The sequence below is a fragment of the Paenibacillus sp. GYB003 genome, from assembly GCF_036577625.1.
In the GTDB taxonomy this organism is placed as follows: domain Bacteria; phylum Bacillota; class Bacilli; order Paenibacillales; family NBRC-103111; genus Paenibacillus_AB.
The window spans coordinates 58,511-82,909 of the sequence record NZ_JARBDC010000034.1; the positions used below are offsets into that span (position 1 = coordinate 58,511).

The following is a 24,399-nucleotide window of genomic DNA, read 5'->3' on the forward strand; positions in this document are numbered from 1 at the left end:
GCCTCGGCAAGAGCGCCGTTTCAGAAGTTAATTTTGCTTTCGATAAACGACTTCAGCTCGGCGATCGGCATCCGCGTTTGTTCCATCGTATCGCGGTCGCGAACGGTCACCTGGCCGTCCTGCTCGGACTCGAAGTCGTACGTGACGCAGAACGGCGTGCCGATTTCGTCGTGGCGGCGGTACCGTTTGCCGATCGAGCCCGCCTCGTCGTAATCGACGTTGAAATGCTTCGCCAGCTCGGCGAACACGTTGCCCGCGCCTTCGGACAGCTTCTTCGACAGCGGGAACACGGCCGCCTTGAACGGCGCGAGCGCCGGGTGCAGGTGCAGCACGGTGCGGCTGTCGTCGCCTTCGAGCCTCTGCTCCTCGTACGCGTCGATCAGAAACGCCAGCGTCACCCGGTCCGCGCCGAGCGACGGCTCGATGCAGTACGGCACGTACCGCTCGTTCGTCTCCTGGTCGATGTAGTTGAAGTCTTCGCCCGAATGCGCCATATGCTGCTTCAAATCGTAGTCGGTGCGGTCCGCGATGCCCCACAGCTCGCCCCAGCCGAACGGGAACTTGAATTCGATGTCCGTCGTCGCGTTGCTGTAGTGGGACAGCTCATCCTCCGAATGGTCGCGCAGGCGGATGTTCGCTTCGTTCAGGCCGAGCGATTTGAGCCACTCGAAGCAGAACGTGCGCCAATATTCGAACCATTTCAAATCTTCGCCCGGCTTGCAAAAAAATTCAAGCTCCATCTGCTCGAACTCGCGCGTCCGGAACGTAAAGTTGCCCGGCGTAATTTCGTTGCGGAAGCTTTTGCCGATTTGGCCGATGCCGAACGGCATTTTTTTGCGCATCGTCCGCTGCACGTTTTTGAAATTGACGAAAATGCCTTGCGCCGTTTCCGGACGCAAATAAATTTCGTTCGCGCTCGATTCGGTGACGCCCTGGAACGTCTTGAACATCAGGTTGAACTGGCGGATGTCGGTGAAGTCGCGGCTGCCGCAATCCGGACAGGCGATCTGATGCTCTTCGATCAGCGCCCGCATCTGGTCGAACGACAAGCCGTCGACGACCATCTCGATGCCTTTGTCCGACAGCGCGTTCTCGATCAGCTTGTCGGCGCGGTGGCGCGCCTTGCACTGCTTGCAGTCGATCATCGGATCGTTGAAATTGCCGACGTGGCCGGAAGCGACCCACGCTTGCGGATTCATCAGGATGGCGGCGTCCAGGCCGACGTTGTACGGCGATTCCTGGATGAATTTTTTCCACCATGCCCGCTTGATGTTGTTTTTCAGCTCGACGCCGAGCGGGCCGTAATCCCATGTGTTCGCGAGTCCGCCATAGATCTCCGAACCCGGAAAGACGAAGCCCCGATGCTTGGCCAGCGCTACGATTTGGTCCATGTTGACACTCATTACCGCTTCTCTCCTTTTGCGAAAGTAGAAAGTAGTCGGCCATGCGGAACAATAAAAAAAGCTCTCTCCCATGGCATTCGACGATGCCTAGGGACGAGAGCTTCGATTCGCACCCGCGGTTCCACCCTAGTTGACGCGCCCCGCCGCAATTCCGCCTATAGCGTCATTGCAAGCCGTCCGGTCGATGCCCGAACGCGCGTCCCCTTTCTTCGACTGCGGCTCCGGATTGCCTTTTCCCCGCTACTTCCCCCGGGCTTTCACCGTCCCCGGGTCGCTTGTGCGAAAGTGGCTGCGGGTACTATTGATCCATCACGGCCGCGCTTATGCTTTGCACATCATTGTACCCAACTTTATAAAAAAAATCAATCGCTCGGCGGGATAAAGGGCGGAGCCGCTTGGGTTGACGGTTGCGGGGTTGGGGATCGCTCGCTGCTTAAGACAAGCTGGCGATGTCATCGCGGCTTCGTCGACAGTGTCGGCAAAAAGTCGGCATCTAACGTTCCAACTGCGTCGTCAGCAGAGATTAGCCGGAATTCCTCCCTCTAAGTTGGAGCAAAGGACTCGAGATTGACGATTTTACTGGAAAACCTACAGCTAACTTCGGGACAGTTGGACAAACGCACAGTTTCGCCGAAATTAACTGTAGGTTTTCCCGTTCTGCAACGCAAAGCGAGGCGATCGCAGCAAATAGCAGGACGTTTTCCCGTTCTTCTGCGACTGCCCCAAATCGAACGGAGCGGCGAACCCATCCGGTACGGCAACGCCTCTCGCCGCCCCTCTTAATCGAGTTTTTCTCGTACAGCTCAGCCTCAAGTCCGCCCGATCGTTCCGAAGCCAGTTCACCGTCCAAAATCGCGGCTCATTCCGCCGCCAAGACTCTTACCGCTTGAGCGGCGTATAAAAGTTTTGCGTATAATACACGCGCATCGAGCCGCCGAAGTAGACGCCTACGCCGAGCCGCGTCGTCTCCCCGAGCAAGCTTTCGCGGTGTCCGCTGTACGAATTGAGCCATCCCGAATGGGCGACGATCGCGTTCGGCTGACCGGCCGCGATGTTTTCCGCGCCGATCTCGTAATCGACGCCGGCCCGTTCGAACCGCTCCCGGATCGTATCGCCTTGCGGGCTCTTATGGTCGAAATAGCCGTTGTCCGCCATATCCTTGCTGTGCCCGTAGGCGATCGCCGCCATCGTATCGTCCCACTGGAACGGCTTCAGTCCCCGTTTCGCCCGCGCGGCGTTGGCCAGATCGAACACTTCCTTCTCGAAGGCGGTCCGCAGCGCGTCGCTCGGCGTGCCGTAATAGTCGGTCTTCGCTTCCTCCGTCTCCTTCGCGATCAGCTGGATCGCTTCCAGGGCGCTGTTTTCGTGCGTATCGTAATAGAACGTCACATAGCTGTCGTCGATTTCGTAGACGCCGTCCTCTTTGCCGGGATTGTTCAGGATATAGCGGGTAAAGGCTTTCGTAATCGATTCGAGCGGCTTGCCGAACGCCTTCGTCACGTCCTGCGCCGTTTTGCCCGGACCGATTTCGGCTTTGGCCGACGTCCACGCCGCGGAATTCGTATACAGCCCGACGACGAAGCCGTCCTTGACGCCGATCTGCGCGTATTGCGAATAGTCCTGATTGTAAATATACCATTCGAACCCGTATTCGCTCGCGTCTTTGCGGGCCGGCTCGCCGAGCTTCGAGCGGACGGACTGCTCCGAATCGCCGAGCGATACGCCGCGCACCGTAAACGCCCGGGACGGCGCCGGAAGGCCGGTCAGCGTCAGCTTGCCGTTTATCACATTGCGGATGAGCTGCACCGCTTCGGCGCGGGTGACGGTATCGGACGCACCGAAGCCTTCCACCGTCGCCGACGTTTTCCCTTGCGCCAGCCCTTTGTCCAGCAAGTAGCGGATCGAGCCGGCCGTATCCAGATCCTGTCCGACCGATGCGGCGATGAGGCGCGCCACCTGGCCGCGCGCGTACGGATCGCCCGCGCGTCCCGCGTCGACAGGCAGCCTCAGCTGCTTCGCATACGCGTAGTAGCCCGCGTACCACGGATCGTTCGGGCCGGACGCCGCCATCGTCTTGCCGGTGAAAGCGCGGAGCAGCATCGCGACGAATTGCGCTTCGCTGACCGTCTGATCCGGCTTGAACGTGCCGTCCGGAAAGCCGTCGACGATGCGCTGCGACACGGCCCAGTCGATCGCCGCTTTCCCCCAATGGCCGGCCGTGTCGGTAAAACCGGCCGACGCCGCCAAGGCCGCAACCGGAGCGGCCGCATCGCCTCCCGGCTCCGCCGAGGCCAGCGCCGACGAAAGCAGCAGGGCGGGCGCGAGCAGCGCCGATAAGGTCCATTTGCCGATATGTGCATAGCGATAGTCGGTTTTCATTAGGCTCCCCTCCCATCCCGATACGTTCGACGCCGGCGCCGGATTTTCCTGTTTCCGGACGAAAATGGGTACAACGGGCCGGACGGTCCGCCATAAAACAAACATACCGGCCGGAGCCCGTTTCCGGGCACCGTTCCGGCATGTTTGTTTTCGCTATGCGCTATGCGGCTACTTGTTTTTGTCCGCCTCGATCGCCTTCTTGACCGCTTCCTCGGCATCCCGCAGCGCCGTATTGACGTCCTTGCCCTCGTACAAAATGCCGCGCAAGGCGTTCGTTCCGAGCTGCGTCGTCGCGGCCGAGTAATATTTGCTCTGGGGCGACGGCTTCGCCATATTTTTCAGCGGGATCGCGGCGATATTGCGCCCTTTGTACAGCGGAGCGTCCTGGCCGAACACTTTCGGAATGTTCGGGCTGCTCAGCGCCGGGATGAACGTCGCCGCCTTCGCCTTCTCCGTCAGAAACGCCTCGGTGGACAAAAAGTCCATCACCTGGTACGCGTCGTCCTTGTATTTGCTGCCGACGTTCAGAAACATGAAGGTCGGATACGGCTGCGGGCCGAAGCCGTTCAACGTCGGGTACGAGACGATATCCCAGTTGAGCGGGGCCAAATCTTTCTCGACGTGCAGGCCGCTGACCGGCGTCCACATCGCCGACACTTGGTCCTGGAAAAACATTTTGACCAAGCTGTTCATCTTCGTCTGATCCGGATTGAAGCCGGGGATTTGGTAAAAGCGGGCGATGTTGTTCATGAGGCTCTTGACGTCGTCGTTCGTCAGCGACACCTGCAGCGTCTGCGGATCGACGAAGTTGAGCGACATTTGGTTGCGCAAAAAGTAATGGTTCGGCGAAATCGTGAAGCCGTAATATTGGACGCCGCCTTCGTTGCGCGTCAGCTTGACCGACAAATTGTACAGCTCGTCCCAGGTGATGCCGTCCTTCGGGTAGGCGACGCCGAACTTGTCGAACAAGGTTTTGTTGTAGTAAATGACGGCCGCCTGATTGTCGAACGGCAGCGCGTACAGCTTGCCGCCGCTCATTTGCCGGATCATCTCGAGCGTCTGCGGCTCGAAGCGGCTTAAATCGGTCTTGTATTTTTTGACGAGCGGTTCGATGTCGTACTGCGTGTTGTTCAGGAAGACGCTGTTGTAGGCGAGGCCGACCGAGCCGAAAATGACGTCGATCGGCTGGTTCGACGCGATCAGCTTGTCGAGCGCCCCGCTCGTGGTAGGGATGAGAACCGGAGTAATGTGCGGGAATTTTTCCTTGATCGCTTTGCCGAACTTTTCTTCGAAGTAGCCTTCGGCGTTGAAGTTGGAGCCGACGTTGTAAAAATATAGCGTGATCGGCTCTTTTTTCTCGGGCTGGGCCGGAGCCTCCCCCGCCCCTTTGCCGGCATCCGGCGCGCCCGCCCCGGAACAGGCGGCGAGTACGAGCAGCAGTCCCGCCGCTCCGATCGCAATCGATGGCTTCAGCATGAACGACACCCTCTTCTTTTTTTGGTTTATAAGCGCTTTCAACATCGATAATCGCTTCCATACCGGTATGAAAGATGTATGCTGTAATGCGATTACAGCCATTATAGACGGTTTTTTCCGAAAATACGTGCCAAAATCGATCGTTTCATGAGACAAAACATGTATGTTCGCCGCCGCTAAATGGGCATCGCATGCAGCTTGCGGAATTTCGAGGGATTCATCCGCGCATATTTCGTAAACATGCGGCTGAAATAGTAGCCGTTGTCGTAGCCGCATTGGCGGGCGATGTCGTCGAGGGTGCAGTCGGTCTGGACGAGCAGCCATTTCGCCCGCTCCATCCGGATCGAGAACAAATAGCGGGACGGAAGCAGCCCGAATATGCTTTGGAACCTGCGGGTGAATTGGACGGGATGCATGTCGAACAGCTTGGCGACGTCGCGCATTTGAATGTCGGTAAAGGCGTGGCGGTCGATCCAGTCTTTCGCCTCCCGCATGAGCGGATCCTTCGACGCGCCGTCGTACCTCGTCAGCGATTCGACTTCGGCGCCGAACAGCATCCAGACGTCGTTGACGTAGTGGACGACTCCCCGGTTCGTATGCATGTCCCCGATCATGAAATGGCCGAGCAAATGCCGGAAATTGTTGAACAGCCGGTCCTGCTCGGGTGTCGTGAATTTGTAGCCGAACCAGTCGCGCAGCAGCCGTTCGATCCGCTCCTCCTCGTCGGCCGCGCAGTCCGATAGGACGAACTTGATATAGAAAAAGGATAGCGGAGTCAGCATTTCGCGGCGAAAGTCGAGCGCCGGCGGACAAAGCACGATGTCTCCGGCCGAAGCTTCGCCGGGCACGTCGCCGATCCGGTACCGGAAGCGGCCTTCCTCGACCGCCATCATCGTCCATACGGCGGCGCGTTCGTTCTGGAGCAAAAATTTCGGCTTTTTCCTCCAGTAATTCGCGTTCAAGAGAGAAATCGGATAAGCCAACGGCATGATCGCCAATCCCCCAATACCCGTTTATGGATTCCGCCGTTTCCGGCGTATCCTATTTCGCGCCGTTAACGCCGATCGGGAGCGTCCGGCCCGGTCGGAAATTAAGTATAAATTTTTCTAATTATATGCATTTCGGCAAGCGGACGATGTCACTATACTTGTGTATGAAAGCGCTTAATCTCATCGGCATGAAACGAATACGGACAGGGGGACGACGGTATGGCTGACTTCAGTCGGCTGACGTACTACGAGCCGAAACCGGCGAGCGACAAGCCGCTGCGCATCGAAGCCGACCTTTGCGTCTACGGCGGCACCGCCGCCGGAATCGCCGCGGCGGTGCAGGCCAGCCGAATGGGGCTGCGCGCCGTGATCGCCGAATTCGGCCGCCATGCGGGCGGCATCGCCGCAAGCGGGCTCGGCAGCACCGATCACGGCAACAAGGCGGCGATCGGGGGAATCGCCAAACAATTTTTCCGCGATCTGGGGACGTATTACGGCACCTCGGCGGAGGACGGTCTCGTCTGGTATTTCGAGCCGCACGCCGCCCGGCGCATATTCCGGGAATGGCTGGAGCGGGCCGAGGTTCCGATTTATTACGAGCAGCATTTGGCCGGCGTCGAAATGCGGTCGGGCAAAATCGCGTCGATTTCGATGGAGAACGGGAATACGTTTTCCGCCGCGATGTTCATCGACGCAACGTACGAAGGCGACTTGATGGCCCGCGCCGGCGTCTCGTACCACGTCGGCAGGGAGTCGAACGCCGTCTACCGGGAAACGCGCAACGGCATCCAGTTCGGCTCGCATCACCACATGTTCAACGCCGCCGTCGACCCGTACCGGATCGAAGGGAAGCCGGACAGCGGCCTTTTGCCCGGCATCATGGATGTCGAGCCGGGTACGCAGGGGCAGGCCGACCGATCTATTCAAGCGTACAACTTCCGCATTTGTTTGACAAACGTACCCGGCAACCGGGCACCCATCCCGCAGCCTCCCGGCTACGATCCCGACAGGTTCGCCCTGCTGGCCCGCTACATCCGGGCGGGCGTATGGGACTACCGCTACAAACCGCCTCAGCTGCCGAACGGCAAAACCGACACGAACAATTTCGGCGCCGTCAGCACCGACCATATCGGAGCGAACCACGAATGGCCGGAAGCCGACTACGCGACGCGGGAGCGACTGTTTCAAAGCCATGTCGCGTACAATATGGGCCTGCTTTATTTTTTGGCGAACGACGAAAGCATCCCGCTCGAGCTCCGGCAGCAGCGAAGCCAGTGGGGACTGGCCGCGGACGAATTCGTCGATACGGCGAACTGGCCGCATCAGCTGTACGTGCGGGAAGGCAGGCGGATGGTTTCGGACGTCGTCATGACCGAACGGCACTGCCGCCATTTGCAGGTCGAGGGCGATTCGGTCGGGATGGCCTCCTATACGATGGATTCCCACAACTGCAGACGTCTCGTGCTCGAAGGGCTGGCCGTCAACGAAGGCAATGTGGAAATCGCCGTGCCCGGGCCGTACCCGATTTCGTACCGGTCGATCGTCCCGAAGGGCGACGAATGCGTCAACCTGCTCGTTCCGGTCTGTTTGTCCGCCTCGCATATCGCGTACGGCTCGATCCGCATGGAGCCGGTGTTCATGATTTTGGGCCAGTCGGCGGCCACGGCGGCCGCGATCGCGATCGCGGACGGAACGGCCGTTCAAGACGTCCCGTACGGCAAGCTGAGGGAACGGCTGCTGCGGGACGGCCAAGTGCTGGAGCTGCGGTAAAACGTCATTTTCGAAAGGGTGTTGCGCTTGAAACAATGGGGGATTCTTGCTTTGGCATCCGCCGTTCTGCTCGTTTCGGCTTGCGGAAAAAGCGGCGGAGACGCTTCGCCGGGAACCGCGCCCGATTCGGCGAAGGAGCCGCCGAAGCCGTTTACGCTGAACTATTACACCAACTTGAATCCGCAGACGATGGAGCTGGAGAAAGCGATCATCCAGGCGAAATTTCCGCATATTACGGTCAATCCGACGTTTTACAGCGCCCAGATGAAGCCCGAGCATTTGGCGCCCGCCGGGAACATCCCGGATTTGATCTCGTTTACGATCGGATCGCTGTGGGATTTCCGGGACGCGAACCTGCTGTCGGACTTGACGCCGTTTATTAAAAAGACCGGGTTCGACATGAACCGGTTTTTGCCGAACGTGCTGGAATCGGTCCAGTCTTACTCCGACAGCGGCGAAATTTTGTTTATCCCGTATACGCTCAGCAGCAACGTGCTCTACTACAACAAAAACATTTTCAACAAATTCGGGGTGCCGTACCCGAAAGACGGAATGACGTGGGACGAAGTGAGCGAGCTGGCCAAAAAGCTGACCCGCCAGGACGGCGCCGTGAAATATAAAGGCTTTCAATTCCAGCTGCAAAATTTGACGTGGAAAAATCAGCTCATGCTGCCGCTCGTCGATGCGGGAACGTACAAAACGCTCGTGAACGGCCCCGGCTGGAAGCGGTGGCTGGAGACGATGGGCGGCTTCTTCTCCATTCCGGGCAACGAGGTCGGCGGCTCGTTCGACAAAGCGCAGGACGTGGCGATGTACTCCGGCCCGAACATGCTCAGCACGCTGCCGGAGGCGGCGAAAAACGGCCTCGACTGGGACGTCGTATCGCTGCCCGTCTTCCCCGGCAACCAGGCGGGAGGCACGCAGCTTATATCCCCGTTCTACGCGATGCCGCCCAAAGGCAAATATATGGACGACGTGTTCCAGGTGATCGGCTACATGCTTTCCGAGGAGGTGCAGACGATCAAGTCGCGGAAAGGGCTCGTGCCGATCATCAACAGCGACTCCGCCGCCGCGCAATACGGCAAAGATCTGGAGGGCGTCGAAGGGAAAAATTTGGCCGCCTTCTTCAAGGATAAAGTCGGCAAGCCGTTCAAAACGACCAAATTCGACGACATCGCCAAGACGGTCATCTATACGGAAATGCTGCCGGCCTATTCCAAAGGCGGCAAAGACATCAATACGGTCATGCGCGAGGCGGAGGAGAGCATCAACAAAAAAATCGAGGAAAAACGCAAGTAATCCGCCGTTTCGCACCAAAAAGGAAAAGGAACTGCCGCCGTTCGCCGACCTCCCGATCCATACGCCTTGACAAGGCCGGGGCGCGGCCGGTCGGGTAACGAAGCGCAGCTCCTTTTCGTTCGTGCGGCCGTACGGGGCTTGCTGCCGTCTTACTCTAACGCGACGTTCCACTTGTACAGCTTCGTCCCGTAGCAGTTGAAATAAACCGATCCGTCCGGCGTCCGCGCCGCCGTCGACACGTGCCCGGGCAGCCCGCCCAGCGGCTCGGCCGTCATCCGGTTCGCGTCGATCGCGAACAATGTCTTTTCGCCGAAGGCAGCGATCCGGTCCGGGCCGAGTGCCAGCAGGCAGCCGCATCCTTCGCCGAGCGGAATGCGACGCAGGAACGATGCCGTCTCCGGCTCGAACACGGCGATCTCTTTGCCGACCCGCAGCCATACGAGGCCCGCCGCCGCGAGTACCGCGCCGGGCCGCTCCCCTCGCTCGAACCGGTGCAAAAACGAGATGCGCCCTTCCGTCTCCCACATCGCGAAATGGCACGGCTCGTCGCGCGCCTTCAGTCCGTTGCCGCCCGTTCCGGTCGTAAAATACAGCCGTTTGTCGTCGGCCGTCAGCCCGCCGATTTCCTGTCCCGGCACCGGATCGTACCACGACGTCACTTCCTTCGTCCCGATGTCGATGCGCGACAGTCCGCCGCCGTATACGCCGTATTTGGCCATCCACCCGGTCCATACGCCTCCGTCCGGTCCGACGACCGACTTCGCATGGGGCCGGATGAGCTCCGGACCGACCGGGCGAAGCGTGCGCGGGTTGACGTTGCCGTACTGGTCCCACGGCTCGCCCGGACGGTACACGATATGGTCGCCACCGGCGTACGCCGCCATGAACAGCTCGTCGCCGGCGAACGCCATGCCGTACACTTCCCCGCCGGCGTTGCACACCGCCCCCGAATTCCAATAGGAGCCGTCCTTCGGATCGTAGCGGAATATCGTTTGGCCGAAGCCGCTCGACCCCCACAGTACGCCGTCCCGATCGGAGATGACGGTATGAATGCGAGTCGCCGGCGCTTCCGTCGGAATCGGCCGGAGGTTCGGCTCGCTCTCGCCGGGAGGCAGGATAAAGTAGTCCTGCCCTTTGACTCCCGCCCGGGAGCCGTCCCGCAGCGGAATATAGCGGACGCTCAGACGGCCGCCTATTTTCATCTCCCTCGACTCCAGCATGCCGCTCCATCGCTCCGCCAAATCGCCGTCGACGGGCTGCATCGTTTTCGCGTCATAAAAACGGTTTTCTCCGTCGAGCGTCGTGCAAACGAACGTCTCCGTCACTTGCCGGATCGTCTCGCCCGGCGAGCCGAAGTCGGCGAACGTTTCCGACGCGATATCCCATACCCGCAAAAACGGCGTATCCATTCCTCCGCTGATGAAGATGCTCCCCGGCGCTCCGCCGTACACGTTTCGGCTGTACATGTCTTTCGGGTTCGCCGAGACGCGCCCGACGTCGACCAGCTCATGCTTCGCCGGGTCGTAGCGCAGCAGCGCGCAGCCGGGATACGTTCCGCCGTACACGAGACCGTCCGAGCCGACGACCAAATTCCAAATGTATTTCTCCGACTCGATCCGCAGCGGCTTCGCCCATTCCCGCGTTCGCAGGTCCAGGCTGTGCAGGTAGCCGTAGTCGGGGCAAGTTCCGATCAGCAGCTTGTCGCCGAGCGGCAAAACGGCCCATGCCCCCGAATCGCCGGGAAGCCGGATCGCCTCCCCCTCGTGCGTCTCCGTATCGATCAGAATGAGGTTGCCGACGGACCCGGCCGCGAAATTGGACAGCACCAGCTTCTCCCGTCCGTCCTTCGGATCGATGAGCGCCACCGCGCCCAAAATGTTGAAATTGCGGCAGGGCTCCGCCGCCTCCGCGTACATGGCGCGCTCCGTGCGAGTTTCCATAGGTTCCTCCCGATTTTGGCCCATCAGGCCATGGTTGACAGCGGGCAGTCGCAGTCATTGTAATACGATTGCAATCGTTTGCAGCAGACGAAAACTGATATTGCGCCGGTCATTTTTTGACTTTTTCGGTTCATCCCCGTCCCGCATCCGCTTTGGACGCATCCGCTTCCGAACCGGCATGATTTGCCGATAATGGGGCATAGTAAAGTTGCGTAAAAACCGGCGGATTTCGATCGCGAAGCCTGGCCGGCCGATGACTCGGCATTTGGCGCCGAAAACGAAAGCTTTCCGAACCCGCATTGAAGGAGGACTACTGCTAACATGAGCGAACATGACCGCATGAACCCGATGTCCGGCGAGCCCGTGGAAATCGACGGCGTTTATTCGAATGAATGGGGGCGCGAGCAGTTTTTGCAGAAGGGCGACGTTTTCCCGGCCGATCCGCAGCTCGGCACGACCGCCTGGGAGCTGGTGCGCTACAGCGTGGATCGCCTGACGGGCGAAACCGAGCACGCCCATTTGAATTTGGCCGACAAAAACGAGCAAAGCGGGCACGGCTCCCCGCGCAAGCATGTGGACCGGGGAGACAAGTAACGGGGAAAGGGACGTCGAACGTCCCTTTTTTAGAGCGGGAAAAACGGGGTCTTCGGTTTACAATAATCTTACTTGACTTCACCAAGTTATTTTTATATGATTACTTACGAAAAGTAATATACAAACAAATCAACAAGGTGAACTTCGACTCGAAGCCCTTCGATGAAAGGTGAGAAAGATGGGGTTTCTGGACAAATTATTCGGGAAACCGACCAAGGAGGAACGTCAAGTGGCAAATTTAAAAATCGGCATTATATTGGGCAGCACGCGTCAAGGCCGCGTCAGCCCGCAGGTAGGTCAGTGGGTGAAAGGAATCGCCGACAAACGCGGCGACGCGGATTACGAAATCGTCGACATCGCCGATTTCAAGCTGCCCTTCCTTGGAGAAACGAGCGGCGACGAGCCGGGGATCCAAGCGTGGTCGCAGAAGCTTTCCAGCCTGGACGGCTTCGTCTTCATCGTCCAAGAGTACAACCACAGCATTACCGGGGCGCTGAAAAACGCGCTGGATATGGCCCGCGAAGAATGGAACAACAAGGCGGCCGGCATCGTCAGCTACGGTTCGACGGGCGGCGCCCGCGCCGCCGAGCATTTGCGCGGCATCTGCGGCGAATTGAAAATCGCCGACGTTCGTACGCATCCGACGCTTTCTCTGTTCACCGATTTCGAAAACTTCACGACATTCAAGCCGGCCGATCTTCATCTGAATAACGTCAATACGATGCTCGACGAAGTCGTGGCCTGGAGCGGCGCGCTGAAAACGCTGCGTTAAAGCAGAAGAACCTTCGAATCCGCGTTTCGCGCGGAATCGAAGGTTCTTTTTCGCTTAACGGCCGAGCGCCGCATCCGGCAGAAGCCGGTCCAGCGCGTACACGTTCGCCAGCCTTTTCGGAGCGAAGTCCGAGGCGAAGCCGAAGGCCAACTCGGCTTTTTGCGGATGCTTCGGATTCGGCAGCCGCATGCCGACATCCATGTCTCTCGCCTCCGATCGTTCGCCCCGTTAATTTTTAAGCAGCCGCTCCGTTTCTTTCTTGAACGTGTCGAGCGTCGTCTCGATATTTTTGCCGTCGTACATAATGGCCTGGATCGCCTTGAAAAACTCCTGCATCACTTGCGGCCAGGCGACGTGCTTATTCGTGTCGGTCGCGTATTGCAGCTGGTCGTACGCAACTTTGCGGTTCGGCTCCTTCGCCCAAAGGTCTTTCATTTGCTGCGACTCGACCATTTTTTTCGTAAAAGGCAGATAGCCGGAGTCGAGCACGAACTGCAGCCCGCCCTTCGGATCGGTCATCATCCAACGGATGAATTCCCATGCCGCTTCCTTATTTTTGGAGCCGGCCATCAAAGCGATGTTCGCTCCCCCGGTCGGCGTCGCGTACACCTGATCCATAGGCAAGTATGCCGTCGCGTAGTCGAATTTGACGCTGTCCTTCAAGCTGCCGATCACGCCGGTCGACTGGAACATCATTCCGATTTTGCCGCTGGTGAACATTTGGTTGACGATATTGCCGGAGTCTTGGGCCGGCGGGTAGTACAAGGCGCCCGTGCTTTGCAGGTCCTTCAAAAATTTGAACGTCTTGACGCCTTCTCCGCCCGCGAAGCCGATCGACGTGCCGGCGTCGTTGAAAAACTTGCCCTTCGCCTGCGAAATCATCGCGATCGGATACCACGTATCGTACGGCATGCTGTAGCCGTAGCGCTTGTATTCGCCGTTTTCCTTGACGACGAGCGCTTCCGCCACCTTTCTCAGCTCCTCCCACGTTTTCGGGACGGCGAGCCCTTTCTCGTCCAGCATCGTCTTGTTGACGTGCAGAATCGGCGTCGAACGGTTGAGCGGCAGCGAGACGAGCTTTTTGTTGAACGTCGAATGGCCCATCAAGCCGGGCGTAAAGTCGTCCACGCTCATGCCGGACGTTTTCAGAAAAGGCGTCATGTCTTCGAGCACGTCCGAGTCGGCGAACATTTGCACATAGGCGCGCTCCAGCATCGTGACGTCCGGTCCGGATTTCGCCGCGACGGCCTGCTGCAGCTTCGTCACCGTTTCGTCGTACGAGCCCTGGAACGTGCCGACGACCTCGATTTTGCTCTGCGATTCGTTGAACCGGCTGATGGCGCTGCTTATATATTCGCCGTTTTTGCCTCCGAGCGAATGCCAAAACTGCACCGTCACTTTGCCCGCGGGCTCCTTCGGCCGAGCGCCTCCGGCGGGCTCGGAACCGCCCGCCCCGCCCGACCCGCTCGCTCCGCAGCCGGCCAAAATGCCGGGGAGCAGCGCCGCCGCCAATACGATCTTCGATACTTGTTTCCGCATCGGGAATACCCTCCATTACGATAGTAAGCTGTTGAAAATAGCAGACGCGTTTTATTTGATGCCGGAATAAACGAACGCTTTGACGATATGCTTGGAAGCGAACAAATAAACGATCAGGATCGGCACGACGAGCACGACGTTGCCGGCCATAATGATGTGCCAGTTGCTGATGCCCTCGGTCTCCCGCAGCATCGCGATGCCCATCGTCAGCGGACGCACGGGCGCCGAATCCGTCATGACGAGCGGCCAGAAATAGTCGTTCCAATGGCTGACGAAGCTGAACAGCGTGATCGTGGCCAAAGCCGGCATCGACATCGGAATCATGATGCTGCGAATAATGTTGAATTCGCCGGCGTTGTCCAGCCGGGCCGCCTCGATAATTTCTTGCGGAATTTGCATGAAATATTGGCGCAGCAGGAAAATGCCGAAGGCGTTCGACATGAACGGAATAATTTGCGGCAGCAGCGTTTGGATAAGCCCCCAATCGGCCAGCATCAAATAAACCGGTATGAACGTCACCTGGCCGGGAATCATGAACGCGAGCAGCACGGTGCCGAACAGCAAGCTTTTCCCCGCGAACTTGTATTTGGCGAACGCATAGGCGGCCGGGATCATGACGACCAGCTGCAGCGCGATGATGGAGACGGTCACGACGATCGAGTTTCGGGCGTAGACGAGAAACGGTCCCGCCTGCATCGCTTCGGCGAAATTGACCCACTGCGCCCGCGCCGGTATCCAGGTGGGCGGAAACGACAGCGTTTCTTCGAACGTCTGCAGCGACGTCGAGATCATCCATAGAAACGGGAAAACGAATACGAGCAGGACGGCGGCTTTCAGCAGCATTCCGAGCGTTCGCCCGGCGAGCTTGGCATAGGTCACTTGTTGCATCCCCCCTCTCATGCGGGACAAGCCCCGCGTCCGTTTATTGGTAATGCACTTTTTTGGCCAGCAAGCGGAAATACAGGAACGTGAGCAAGGCGATGATCGCCATCAGCACGACGCCGGTCGCGGAAGCGTAGCCGATGCTGTTCGTGCGGAATTCGTAAATGTAGTACACGAGCGTCGTCGTCGCCGTATTCGGGCCGCCGCCCGTCATAATTTTGACGGTGTCGAATACTTTGAACGACCCGATCGTCATCACGATCAGAATGAAAAACAGCTGGGGCGAAATCATCGGCAGCGTAATTTTCGTAAACACCTTGAACTTGCTCGCATTGTCGAGGGCGGCCGCTTCGTAGATGCTCGGCGGGATGCTTTGCAGCGCCGCGACGATAATGAGCGTGTAGTAGCCGAGATTTTGCCATACCGATACGATGACGATCGACAGCATCGCCGTGCTCGAGCTTTGCAGCCAGGGAGACGGCGGCAGGCCGAGCGACTTCAGGACGAAATTGAGAATCCCGTAGCTCGGCTCCATCAGCCACATCCAGACGAGCGCGACCGAAACGATCGAAATGATGTGCGGCGTAAACAGGCCGGCCTGCACGATCGCGTTGAAGCGCGATTTTTTGTTCAACCACACCGCGATGACCAGCGACAGCGCCATCGTCAGCGCGACGACGCCCACGGTATACACCACGGTATTGAGCAGGGCGCTGTAAAAATCTTCGCGGGACAAAATTTGCGTGAAATTGTCCGTGCCGATGAACTTGCTTTTGTCCTTGTTCATCAAGTTGTACTTGTAAAAGCTTAGCTTGATTAAATAAAGCACCGGATAAAGGACGAACAGCGCGATGCCGATCATCGCCGGCAGCACCAACGCGTACGGACGGATCGCTTCCCAAGCTTTCCGTTTTTTCATGACGATGCCCTCTTGAGCGCCGTCATGTACGCCCCGAAACGCGCGTCGCCGGGGTCGATCCGCTTCTCGTCCGCTCCGAAAAAGTACAGATGGTCGGCCTGCACGCCGAGCCACACGTCCTGGTCGACGGAAAAGCGGTCTTCCGCGCTCTTGATCATAAAAGCGTGCGGGCCGGACTTCACTTGGTAGATCGTCTCCGACCCGAGCATTTCCCGGGTCGCGATCGTGCCGCGAACGGCATAGTGGGCGTCCGTCCGCTCGGCCGACAGCACGCCGCTTTCCGGCCGAAACCCGAATTTCGCCCCGTCCGCTCCGACGTCTCCGACGTTCATCGGCGGCACGCCGATAAACTGGGCTGCGAACAAATTGCTCGGCTGCCGGTACATCGTTTCCGGAGCGGCTTCCTGCTGAATTTGCCCGTGGTTCATCAGGACGATCGTATCCGCCATCGACATCGCTTCGACCTGGTCGTGCGTCACGTAGACGAACGTCGAGCCGAGCTTTTTGTGCAGCTCGATCAGCTCGATGCGCATTTGCACCCTCAGCTTGGCGTCCAGGTTGGACAGCGGCTCATCCATCAAAAAGACGGACGGCTTCTTCACCATCGCCCGGGCGAGCGCGACGCGCTGCCGCTGTCCGCCGGAAAGCGTCGACGGCTTCCGGTCCAGGTAAGGCCGAAGCCCGACCGTTTCGCTGATGCTCTCGACGAGGCGGGTCCGCTCCGCCTTCGGCACTTTGTTGTTTTTCAGGCCGAACTCGATATTGTCCCGCACCGACATCGTCGGGTATATCGCGTAATTTTGAAACACCATCGCCACTCCCCGCTGTCCCGGGGCGACGTGCGTCACGTCTTTTCCGCCGATCAAAATCTTGCCGGACGACTGCGCATCGAGTCCGGCGATCATCCGCAGCAGCGTCGTTTTGCCGCAGCCCGACGGGCCGACGAGAACGGTAAACTTCCCGTCTTCGATCGTCAGGTTCAAGTTCGGGATGACAACGTGCTTATCGAACGATTGCGTCACCTGCACCAATTCGATGGCTGCCAAATGCGCCCTCCTCCTTTTTCCCTTTCCCGGTGATCATTCGCTTTTGCTCATTCATGCTCGGTTTCATTGTAGAGACCATTTGTTTTCGCATTATTACGCACATATTAAGATGTCGTAAAGAGTAAGCGCTTTATTAACGGCGAAAACGATTCGTCCTGCGAATGGTTTTTCCGGGAACCCGAACCGTGTTTCGAACGCGAAGCGCCTTGTTTTCCGTATTTTTCCTAGCGGCTGACGGCATAAACCGCGCTCCCTTCATCCATATGCTTGCGGAAGCGCGGTTTATGCAAGTTTTTGTTCGGTATTGTTTGTCCTTGGCGTTTTTGAGCATGGAACGCAACAAGGACCCCTCATAAGAGGAGTCCTTGTTTTAGTCGTATGCATTTCTCTTGATACGATCCAGTTCCAACTTGAAAAGTCCGGTTTCCTTCGCCGAGAACTCGACATCTTTAATCAGATTCTCGACACGATCATTCACGGCGCGTATGCCTTCGAGCAGCTTCTCGTCGGAGCTTCTATTCTCCGCATGGTACCCGTCAGCGAAAAACCGCCGGATCGCATCGGCATGCGCATCGGCAGTTCGATTAGACGGCGGGCAAGGGAACGTCAGTGGTCCCCTCTGCTGTCCGTCGCTTCGTCCAAATATTCGTTTTCGGGGGCGCCCTTGATTGCGCTATGGTTTTTGAACATGCTGAGGCGTCCGTTTCTCAGCTCGCCGTGCTCGCTCGTATCCGGCGTCTGATTGTCTTTCGGCTGGGCGTCGTGCTTGTTGTTGTTGTATTTGTTGGACATGCGGCCGCATCCTTTCGGGTAGTTTTAGGCGAAGCCACTATACGGCCTCGCTGGGCAAAATCTCCCCATAGGATGCTTCAAACCGCCCTCCGTTATGTGCGAACCGCATCGTCCTTCGGCACAAAGCCGGACGCTCCGTGGATATAGCCGCCCGAAGCGAGATGATCGTAGACGATTCGCTGCAGCGTCGTCTCCCGCGGCAGCCGCGGCAAATCGGCCGGCGTCGTGCCGAAACCGAACACCCGCTCGAGCGTCTGCAGCTCGTCCGACCGGACCGGGGTTATATAATAATCGCTTTGAAACTTCACGATGTTCGAGTCGGCGGGCAGCAGCCGCGGAAATTGCGGGGCAAGCAGCCAGGACGTGCAGACGAACGCCTTGAACGGCTTCTCCGGGAAACGGCTCTCCGCGAACGCCGCAGCCTGCCGGTACGAATCGCGGCACAGCTCGTGCGACATTTTGCTTCCTTCGGGGATGTGCACGTCGAGCACCGTATCGCCCGGCTGCAGGATCGGCTCCCATTCGCGCTCCGGCAGGATGACCGGTTCCCGCTCGGCCGCGCCTGCGGCCGAAATCGGGTTTCCCTTATGCGCCGACCCGTCGTACGCGTAGACGGACGTCCAGCCTCCCTCGGGATCGAACACGCCGTTCGTTCCGTCCGCCTGACCGTCCGCCCGGAAGCGGACGCCGGAATCGCTAAGCACGGCTACGTCGCCGGTCGTCCGGTGGCGGAACGCTTTGAACGGCATGCCGTAGCTTTTAAACATAAACTGCAGCCGGCCTAACCGGAACAGCCGGCCGGTCATATGGTTGACGAGCCAGCCGACCTGGCCGAGCCCCCACTTCCCGTGCAGGTCGTAATAATGCCTCATCCAGATCGCCATATCGTCCAGCGTATCGAGCCAAATCGGCTCCGGGATGCCTTTCGCCTCGTAGAAGTCGATCATTTGCGGCAGCGCGCCCATATAGACGACCGCCGCCAGCATGGCGGGCCGCGGACCGGTCGCGAGCAGCCTTTTGTTCGCATCGCCCGGCGCCGCCTTGTCCACAAACAGCTCGCGATGAAGCCGTCTCGCCGCGGCCTTCAGCCGTTCGTCGCCGCTTATGTGCGCCGCCTCTTCGACGACCGCCCGCGCCGCCTCGTCCGGCAACCGAATCGCGGCGCAAGCCCGCTCCATATACGCCGGGTGCAAAAAATCGACGACGCCGTTCGAACCGCCCAACCCTTTTAACCAATCCCCAAGCAACACCGTTCCCCCGCTTTCTTCGCCGCCGGCCCGCTTCCGGAATCAAATCGGCAGCAATGCGATCGTATCGAGCCCCTCCAGCCTGCGAATCATATCGTACCACGCCTCGGGCTTCCGCTCCTGGATCGCATAGTACGTCCGCAGAAAGCGGACGACGAGCGCCGCCGGCAGCTCCTTCACCGATTCGTCGTACGCCAGGAAGCAAAGATCGAGCCCGCTGACCGCTTCCCCGTTCAGCTCCCACGACGGATGCACATACGGGAAGTCGAGACGCCGGTACCCGAGATGGGACAGCACTTCCCTCCGCACGAACGGGTCCATCGGCTTTATGCCGCCGAACTCATGCTCCTCCACGAGATACGGATTGTAAATTTCCGCGAACATGCCGGTCAGCTCGCCTCCGCTTTGCCGAACCCATTCGAACAAATCGTTTTGCCGCTGCTGCGCCAAAAAGCGGCCGACGCCGAGCCCTTCCTTGCCGATGATCGTAAAATCGGTCATCGCCACGCCCATGTCCTTGTAATACCGGTACTCCGTCGCTCCGACGACTTCGCCTTCATGAACGGCGACGACGACGCGCAGCCCTTCGTCCTTGAGCGGCTCGGCCCACAGATCGAAGGCGAGCACCTCCTCGGGCGGGAACACCCGGCCCATCAGCTCGTGCATTTGCCGGAAATACCGGTCGTTTATGCTCGTGATACGAATAAATTCCATGTCTTCTCCACCCTTCCTTCTCATTACGCTCCATTGTAGCAAAAATCGCACGGAGAAGGTATAGCCGGTCCCGCCGCCGCCGCGGCGCAGCGAAAAGCCGTTTTCCCTCGACAAAGGAAAACGGCTTCGATGTCCGGCCATCGGACGTCCGGCCGCACCTACCCGGCGATCGCGTTCATTCGCCGCGCTCTACGATCGTTTTCAAAAAGAAGTACAAGTTCCGGACCTCGCTCGGATTGAGCTTGACCGTCGTTTCGGTCGTGAAATACGTTTCGCTCTCGCGCTTCGGAACGATGATTTGCACCTCACCGTTCGCATTGTTGTACGTTATGATTTTTTTCGCCTCTTCGCTTCGGACGTTCCCGCTCGAATTCATAATTCGCCGCTCCTTTTCCACCGTCATAGTTAAGCTTATTAAGCTCCGGCAGCCGTTATGAGCTCTATGGCCGCCGGATGTCACTTATGAACCGGATCTCTTTACTAATGAACTCGAATGCGCTAATCGAATGAACCGCATAAGCCCTCATCCGATTCGCGGTTGACGCGGCCGGCCGAATCTTCTATCGTACTAATCATCGGTTCTTTTAGAGACAGGGACAAAACGGCGGAAAGGAGAACATGCCCATGCCCGCATTCAAAATACCGCTGCGCGAATATACCGGCCTGCTCAGCCGCTACTTGCGCGCGCAGCGCGCCTCGATCGTCTGGCTGGCCGTGCTGCTCGCCGCGGGGCTGATCATGCAGCTCGTCAATCCGCAGCTGATTCGCTACTTTATCGATTCCGCGCAAGGAGCCGACTCGAACCGGGCGCTATGGATCGCCGCCGCGCTGTTCATCGGCGTTTCGCTCGTGCAGCAGATCGTCGCCGTCGCCGCCGCGTATATCGGCGAAAACGTCGGCTGGATCGCGACGAACAAGCTGCGGGGGGACGTGGCCGACCATTGTCTCCGGCTCGACATGTCGTTTCACAAATCGCATACGACCGGCTCGATTATCGAACGGGTCGACGGAGACATCAACGCGCTCGCCAACTTTTTCTCCAACTTCGTCATTGCGCTGTTCGGCAACCTGCTGCTCGTCGTCGGCATTCTCGTCCTGCTTATGCGCGAAGGCTGGATCGTCGGAACCGGGATGGCGGTCTTCGTCGTTCTCGCCATCTATGCGATCCAATATATCCGCAAATTCGCCATTCCGCATTGGGGCAAGCTGCGCCAAATGAGCGCCGAATTTTACGGCTTTTTGGGCGAGCATCTGGAAGGGACGGAGGACACCCGCGCCAACGGGGCGAGCGGTTACGTGATGTACAAGTATTACTCGCTGCTGAGAGCGTGGCTGCCGATCCGCACGCGCGCCTTTCTCGGCTGGGCGTCGATGTGGATCACGACGCTCGTCGTCTTTACGATCGGCAACGCGGTCGCCTTCGCGCTGAGCGCCTATTTGTACAAAAAAGGCGCCGTTTCGATCGGCACCGTGTACATGATTTTTTACTATACCGAGCTGCTCGCGAAGCCGATCGAGAAAATCCGCACCCAAATGGAAGATTTGCAAAAGGCGGACGCCAGCATCGTCCGCATCCGCCAGCTGCTGGACACGAAGCCCGCCATTGTTGACGGCGCCGGAACGCCGCTTCCCGGCGGCGCCCTGTCCGTCGAGTTCGACGGGGTGACGTTTCGTTACGAGGACGGCAAGCCGACGCTGGAGGCGGTCGATTTCCGTCTCGAGCCGGGGCAGGTGCTCGGCCTGCTCGGCCGAACCGGCAGCGGGAAAACGACGCTCGCCCGGCTGCTCGTCCGCTTCTACGATCCGCAGCAGGGCGAAATCCGCTTCGGCGGCGTCCCGATCCGGGAGGCGAAGCTGCGGGAGCTGCGCCGGAGGGTCGGCATGGTCACGCAAAATATCGAGCTGTTCCAGGGAACGGTGCGCGACAATTTGACGTTTTACGACCCGGCCGTGGCCGACGGGCGCATCGTCGCCGTTTTGGAGGAGCTCGGGCTGGACGGCTGGCTGCGCTCGCTGCCGAACGGTCTCGACACGACGCTCGATTCGGGCGGCGGCGGGCTGTCCGCCGGCGAGGCCCAGCTGCTCGCGTTCGCCCGCGTCTTTTTGACCGACCCGGGGATCGTCATTATGGACGAAGCGTCCTCCCGGCTCGATCCGGCGACCGAGCAGCGGCTGGAAGCCGCCGTCACGAAGCTGCTGCGCGGGAGAACGTGCATCATGATCGCCCATCGGCTCGCCACCGTGCAGCGCGCCGACCGCATTCTCATTCTCGATAACGGGCGGATCGCCGAGTTCGGCGATCGCGAAGCGCTGGCCCGGGACCCGGACTCGCGCTTCAGCCGGATGCTCGCGGCCGGCATGGAGGAGGTGCTCGCATGACGACGTTTCAAATGCTGTGGCGGCTCGTCCGGTACCGGCCGCTGCTGTACGCGCTCAACGCGGGCATGTGGACGCTCATTTATTTGGCCCCGATCGTGCCGGGACTTCTGACGAAATCGTTTTTCGACTCGCTCTCCGGCTCCGCGGCCGCGCGGCTCGGCATATGGTCGATAATCGCGCTGCTGCTCGTCGCGACCGCCGTCCGCGCCGGCTTCATCGTGCTCGGCTTTATAACCGACGTGCAGTTCCGGATGCGCATCGGCGGGCTGCTGCGGCGCAACATGCTGCATCATATTCTGAAGGAGCCCGGCGCGAAGGCGATCCCGGTGTCCCCGGGCGAAGCGATCTCCAATTTCCGCGACGACGTCGAGCAGACCGAGGAAGCGATCAGCTGGTCCGTCGACGCGTTCGGCATGACCGTTTTCGCCGTCGTCTCGTTCGCCATTCTGATGCGCATCGACGCGCGGCTTACGCTGCTCGTCTTCGTCCCGCTCGTGCTCGTCGTCACCGCGGCGCAGCTGATGACGTCGCGCCTGCAAAAATACAGGGCGGCGAGCCGCGAGGCGACCGGGCAGGTGACCGAGGCGATCAGCGAAATGTTCGGCTCGGTCCAGGCGATCCAGGTCGCCGGGGCGGAAGACCGCGTCATCGGCCGCTTCCGGCTGTTGAACGACCAGCGGCGCGGCGCGATGCTGAAAGACAAGCTGCTGACGCAAACGCTCGATTCGGTGTTTTCCAATACGGTCAATTTCGGCACCGGCCTCATTTTGCTGCTCGGCGCCCAGGCGATGCGGGCCGGCAGCTTCACGGTGGGCGACTTCGCGCTGTTCGTCTATTACTTGACGTTCGTGACGCAGTTCATCCAAAACTTCGGCAAGTTTTTGACCTATTTCAAGCAGACCGAAGTGGCCAAAATGCGGATGGAAAGCTTGCTGCAAAACGGTTCGCCGCTGCTGCTCGTTGAGCCGCACCCGCTCCATCTGCGCGGCCCGCTCGCGGAGCCCGCGCCTCCGGCGAAAACGGCGGAGGACCGTCTGGACGAGCTCGTCGTCTCGGGCCTCACCTACCGCTATCCGGAGACGGGCCGCGGCATCGAGGACATCAGCCTGCGGCTGCCGCGGCACTCGTTCACCGTCGTCACCGGACGGATCGGCTCCGGCAAAACGACGCTCGTCCGCGCGCTGCTCGGCCTGCTGCCGAAGGATGCCGGCGACGTCCGCTGGAACGGCCGCGCCGTCGCCGATCCCGGCAGCTTCTTCGTGCCGCCGCACAGCGCCTACACCCCGCAGGTGCCGCGTCTGTACAGCGACACGCTGAAGCGAAACATCCTGCTCGGCGCGGCCGACGATCCCGATCGGCTGGACGCGGCGATTCGCGCGGCCGTGCTCGAGCGGGATATCGCCGGTCTGCCGGCCGGGCTCGACACCGTCATCGGGCCGCGCGGCGTCAAGCTGTCCGGCGGCCAGGCGCAGCGGACGGCGGCCGCCCGCATGTTCGCCCGCGACGCCGAACTGCTCGTCTTCGACGACCTGTCGAGCGCGCTCGACGTCGAGACGGAGCGGAAGCTGTGGGAGCGGCTGTTCGAGCGCCGCACGGCGACCTGCCTCGTCGTCTCGCACCGCAAAGCCGCGCTCGCCTACGCCGACCGCATCCTGGTGCTGAAGGACGGCCGTCTCGAAGCCGAAGGCACGCTCGAGGAGCTGCTCGAACGCAGCGAAGAGATGCGTCTGCTGTGGAATCGCGAGCTCGAGTAGGGGATCGCGAAATATAGCGGCTTCGCGGATCCGCTAACCGTCCGAAAATCAACGGGGCAAGCTCCTGGATAAAGGAACCTGCCCCGTTTGCGCTGCCCGCTCAAGCTTGCCCTTCGATACGACGCGCCGGCGTTTCGGCCGGATCGCCGCCCCGGAACGTCCATCTCCGGTTCAGCCAAAAATTCGACAGCGGAATCGCCGTCATCGCGATCGCCTGCCCGACGGCGTAATGCAGCGACAGCCAGTCCGCGCAGACGTACATGACGAGCGCGTTCAGCCCCAGACCGGATAGCGATACGGCCGCATATCGGACGAATTCCGGCGACCGGCGGGCTTGCGAGCGGAACGTCCATCTCCGGTTGAGCCCGTATTGGGCGACAACGGTCAGGACGAAGCCGGCGATCGAGGAAGGGACGGAGCGGCTCCGAACCGTTCGACCAGGACGATCAAGGCGCAAAAATGAAGCAGCGCGCCGAACAGACCGACGATACCGTACTTCACCAGC

21 protein-coding genes are annotated in these 24,399 nt (G+C 59.7%); 6 read left to right on the forward strand and 15 right to left on the reverse strand.

Annotation, left to right across the window (positions count from 1 at the left end; genetic code table 11):
- Nucleotides 1–20: 20 nt before the first annotated feature.
- The 4 genes from PV407_RS12595 to PV407_RS12610 all read right to left on the reverse strand — a co-directional run bounded on the left by PV407_RS12595 (nt 21) and on the right by PV407_RS12610 (nt 6,247).
- Nucleotides 21–1,403: a glycine--tRNA ligase gene (locus PV407_RS12595; RefSeq protein ID WP_332090278.1), complete on the reverse strand. Its 1,383-nt coding sequence runs from the start codon at nt 1,401–1,403 to the stop codon at nt 21–23.
- 879 nt (nt 1,404–2,282) lie between these two features.
- Nucleotides 2,283–3,782 (reverse strand): CAP-associated domain-containing protein, encoded by a 1,500-nt coding sequence (locus tag PV407_RS12600; protein ID WP_332090279.1) that lies wholly within the window; start codon nt 3,780–3,782, stop codon nt 2,283–2,285.
- A gap of 168 nt (nt 3,783–3,950) precedes the next feature.
- A complete protein-coding gene (locus PV407_RS12605; RefSeq protein ID WP_332090280.1) occupies nt 3,951–5,258 on the reverse strand; it encodes an extracellular solute-binding protein in 1,308 nt (435 codons plus the stop codon).
- Nucleotides 5,259–5,434: 176 nt separating this feature from the next.
- Nucleotides 5,435–6,247: a helix-turn-helix transcriptional regulator gene (locus PV407_RS12610; protein WP_332090281.1), complete on the reverse strand. Its 813-nt coding sequence runs from the start codon at nt 6,245–6,247 to the stop codon at nt 5,435–5,437.
- Between the two features lie 219 nt (nt 6,248–6,466).
- On the opposite strand from PV407_RS12610, the gene PV407_RS12615 reads away from it, so the two are divergent.
- Together PV407_RS12615 and PV407_RS12620 are read left to right on the forward strand one after the other, a co-directional pair.
- Nucleotides 6,467–8,017, forward strand: coding sequence for an FAD-dependent oxidoreductase (locus PV407_RS12615; protein ID WP_332090282.1), 1,551 nt, complete (start codon nt 6,467–6,469; stop codon nt 8,015–8,017).
- Nucleotides 8,018–8,068: 51 nt separating this feature from the next.
- A complete protein-coding gene (locus PV407_RS12620) occupies nt 8,069–9,316 on the forward strand; it encodes an ABC transporter substrate-binding protein (protein ID WP_332090283.1) in 1,248 nt (415 codons plus the stop codon).
- A gap of 149 nt (nt 9,317–9,465) precedes the next feature.
- On the opposite strand, the gene PV407_RS12625 is transcribed toward PV407_RS12620, so the two are convergent.
- Nucleotides 9,466–11,256 carry a hypothetical protein gene (locus PV407_RS12625; RefSeq protein WP_332090284.1) on the reverse strand — a complete coding sequence of 597 codons (1,791 nt, stop codon included), beginning with the start codon at nt 11,254–11,256 and terminating at the stop codon, nt 9,466–9,468.
- 321 nt (nt 11,257–11,577) lie between these two features.
- Between PV407_RS12625 and PV407_RS12630 the strand changes: the two genes are divergently transcribed.
- Both PV407_RS12630 and PV407_RS12635 read left to right on the forward strand, forming a co-directional pair.
- Nucleotides 11,578–11,850 carry a transposase gene (locus PV407_RS12630; protein ID WP_332090285.1) on the forward strand — a complete coding sequence of 91 codons (273 nt, stop codon included), beginning with the start codon at nt 11,578–11,580 and terminating at the stop codon, nt 11,848–11,850.
- A gap of 178 nt (nt 11,851–12,028) precedes the next feature.
- A complete protein-coding gene (locus PV407_RS12635; protein ID WP_332090286.1) occupies nt 12,029–12,622 on the forward strand; it encodes an NADPH-dependent FMN reductase in 594 nt (197 codons plus the stop codon).
- A gap of 54 nt (nt 12,623–12,676) precedes the next feature.
- Here PV407_RS12635 and PV407_RS12640 read toward each other — a convergent pair whose 3' ends face one another.
- The 9 genes from PV407_RS12640 to PV407_RS12680 form a co-directional block, all read right to left on the reverse strand.
- Entirely contained in the window at nt 12,677–12,823 is a 147-nt protein-coding gene (locus PV407_RS12640; protein WP_332090287.1) for a hypothetical protein, read from the reverse strand.
- Nucleotides 12,824–12,850: 27 nt separating this feature from the next.
- Complete coding sequence (locus PV407_RS12645; RefSeq protein ID WP_332090288.1) at nt 12,851–14,161, reverse strand: ABC transporter substrate-binding protein; 1,311 nt, start codon at nt 14,159–14,161, stop codon at nt 12,851–12,853.
- 51 nt (nt 14,162–14,212) lie between these two features.
- Entirely contained in the window at nt 14,213–15,049 is an 837-nt protein-coding gene (locus PV407_RS12650) for a carbohydrate ABC transporter permease (RefSeq protein ID WP_332090289.1), read from the reverse strand.
- Between the two features lie 34 nt (nt 15,050–15,083).
- Complete coding sequence (locus PV407_RS12655) at nt 15,084–15,962, reverse strand: carbohydrate ABC transporter permease (RefSeq protein WP_332090290.1); 879 nt, start codon at nt 15,960–15,962, stop codon at nt 15,084–15,086.
- Entirely contained in the window at nt 15,959–17,008 is a 1,050-nt protein-coding gene (locus tag PV407_RS12660) for an ABC transporter ATP-binding protein (protein ID WP_332090291.1), read from the reverse strand. Before PV407_RS12660 ends, PV407_RS12655 begins: the two co-directional genes overlap by 4 nt.
- Nucleotides 17,009–17,614: 606 nt before the next feature.
- Nucleotides 17,615–17,800: a hypothetical protein gene (locus PV407_RS12665; protein ID WP_332090292.1), complete on the reverse strand. Its 186-nt coding sequence runs from the start codon at nt 17,798–17,800 to the stop codon at nt 17,615–17,617.
- A 92-nt stretch (nt 17,801–17,892) separates the two neighbouring features.
- Nucleotides 17,893–19,047, reverse strand: coding sequence for an acyltransferase domain-containing protein (locus PV407_RS12670; RefSeq protein WP_332090293.1), 1,155 nt, complete (start codon nt 19,045–19,047; stop codon nt 17,893–17,895).
- A gap of 42 nt (nt 19,048–19,089) precedes the next feature.
- On the reverse strand, nt 19,090–19,761 hold the full coding sequence (locus PV407_RS12675; RefSeq protein ID WP_332090294.1) for a GNAT family N-acetyltransferase: 672 nt from the start codon (nt 19,759–19,761) through the stop codon (nt 19,090–19,092).
- Between the two features lie 175 nt (nt 19,762–19,936).
- The gene (locus PV407_RS12680) at nt 19,937–20,137 is read right to left on the reverse strand and encodes a hypothetical protein (RefSeq protein ID WP_332090295.1); all 201 of its coding nucleotides are present in this window, start codon (nt 20,135–20,137) and stop codon (nt 19,937–19,939) included.
- 248 nt (nt 20,138–20,385) lie between these two features.
- Between PV407_RS12680 and PV407_RS12685 the strand changes: the two genes are divergently transcribed.
- Together PV407_RS12685 and PV407_RS12690 are read left to right on the forward strand one after the other, a co-directional pair.
- Nucleotides 20,386–22,140, forward strand: coding sequence for an ABC transporter ATP-binding protein (locus PV407_RS12685; RefSeq protein ID WP_332090296.1), 1,755 nt, complete (start codon nt 20,386–20,388; stop codon nt 22,138–22,140).
- Entirely contained in the window at nt 22,137–23,894 is a 1,758-nt protein-coding gene (locus PV407_RS12690; protein WP_332090297.1) for an ABC transporter ATP-binding protein, read from the forward strand. The genes PV407_RS12685 and PV407_RS12690 overlap by 4 nt, the downstream gene beginning before the upstream one ends.
- A 100-nt stretch (nt 23,895–23,994) precedes the next feature.
- On the opposite strand, the gene PV407_RS12695 is transcribed toward PV407_RS12690, so the two are convergent.
- Entirely contained in the window at nt 23,995–24,351 is a 357-nt protein-coding gene (locus PV407_RS12695) for a GtrA family protein (protein ID WP_332090298.1), read from the reverse strand.
- Nucleotides 24,352–24,399 lie beyond the last annotated feature (48 nt).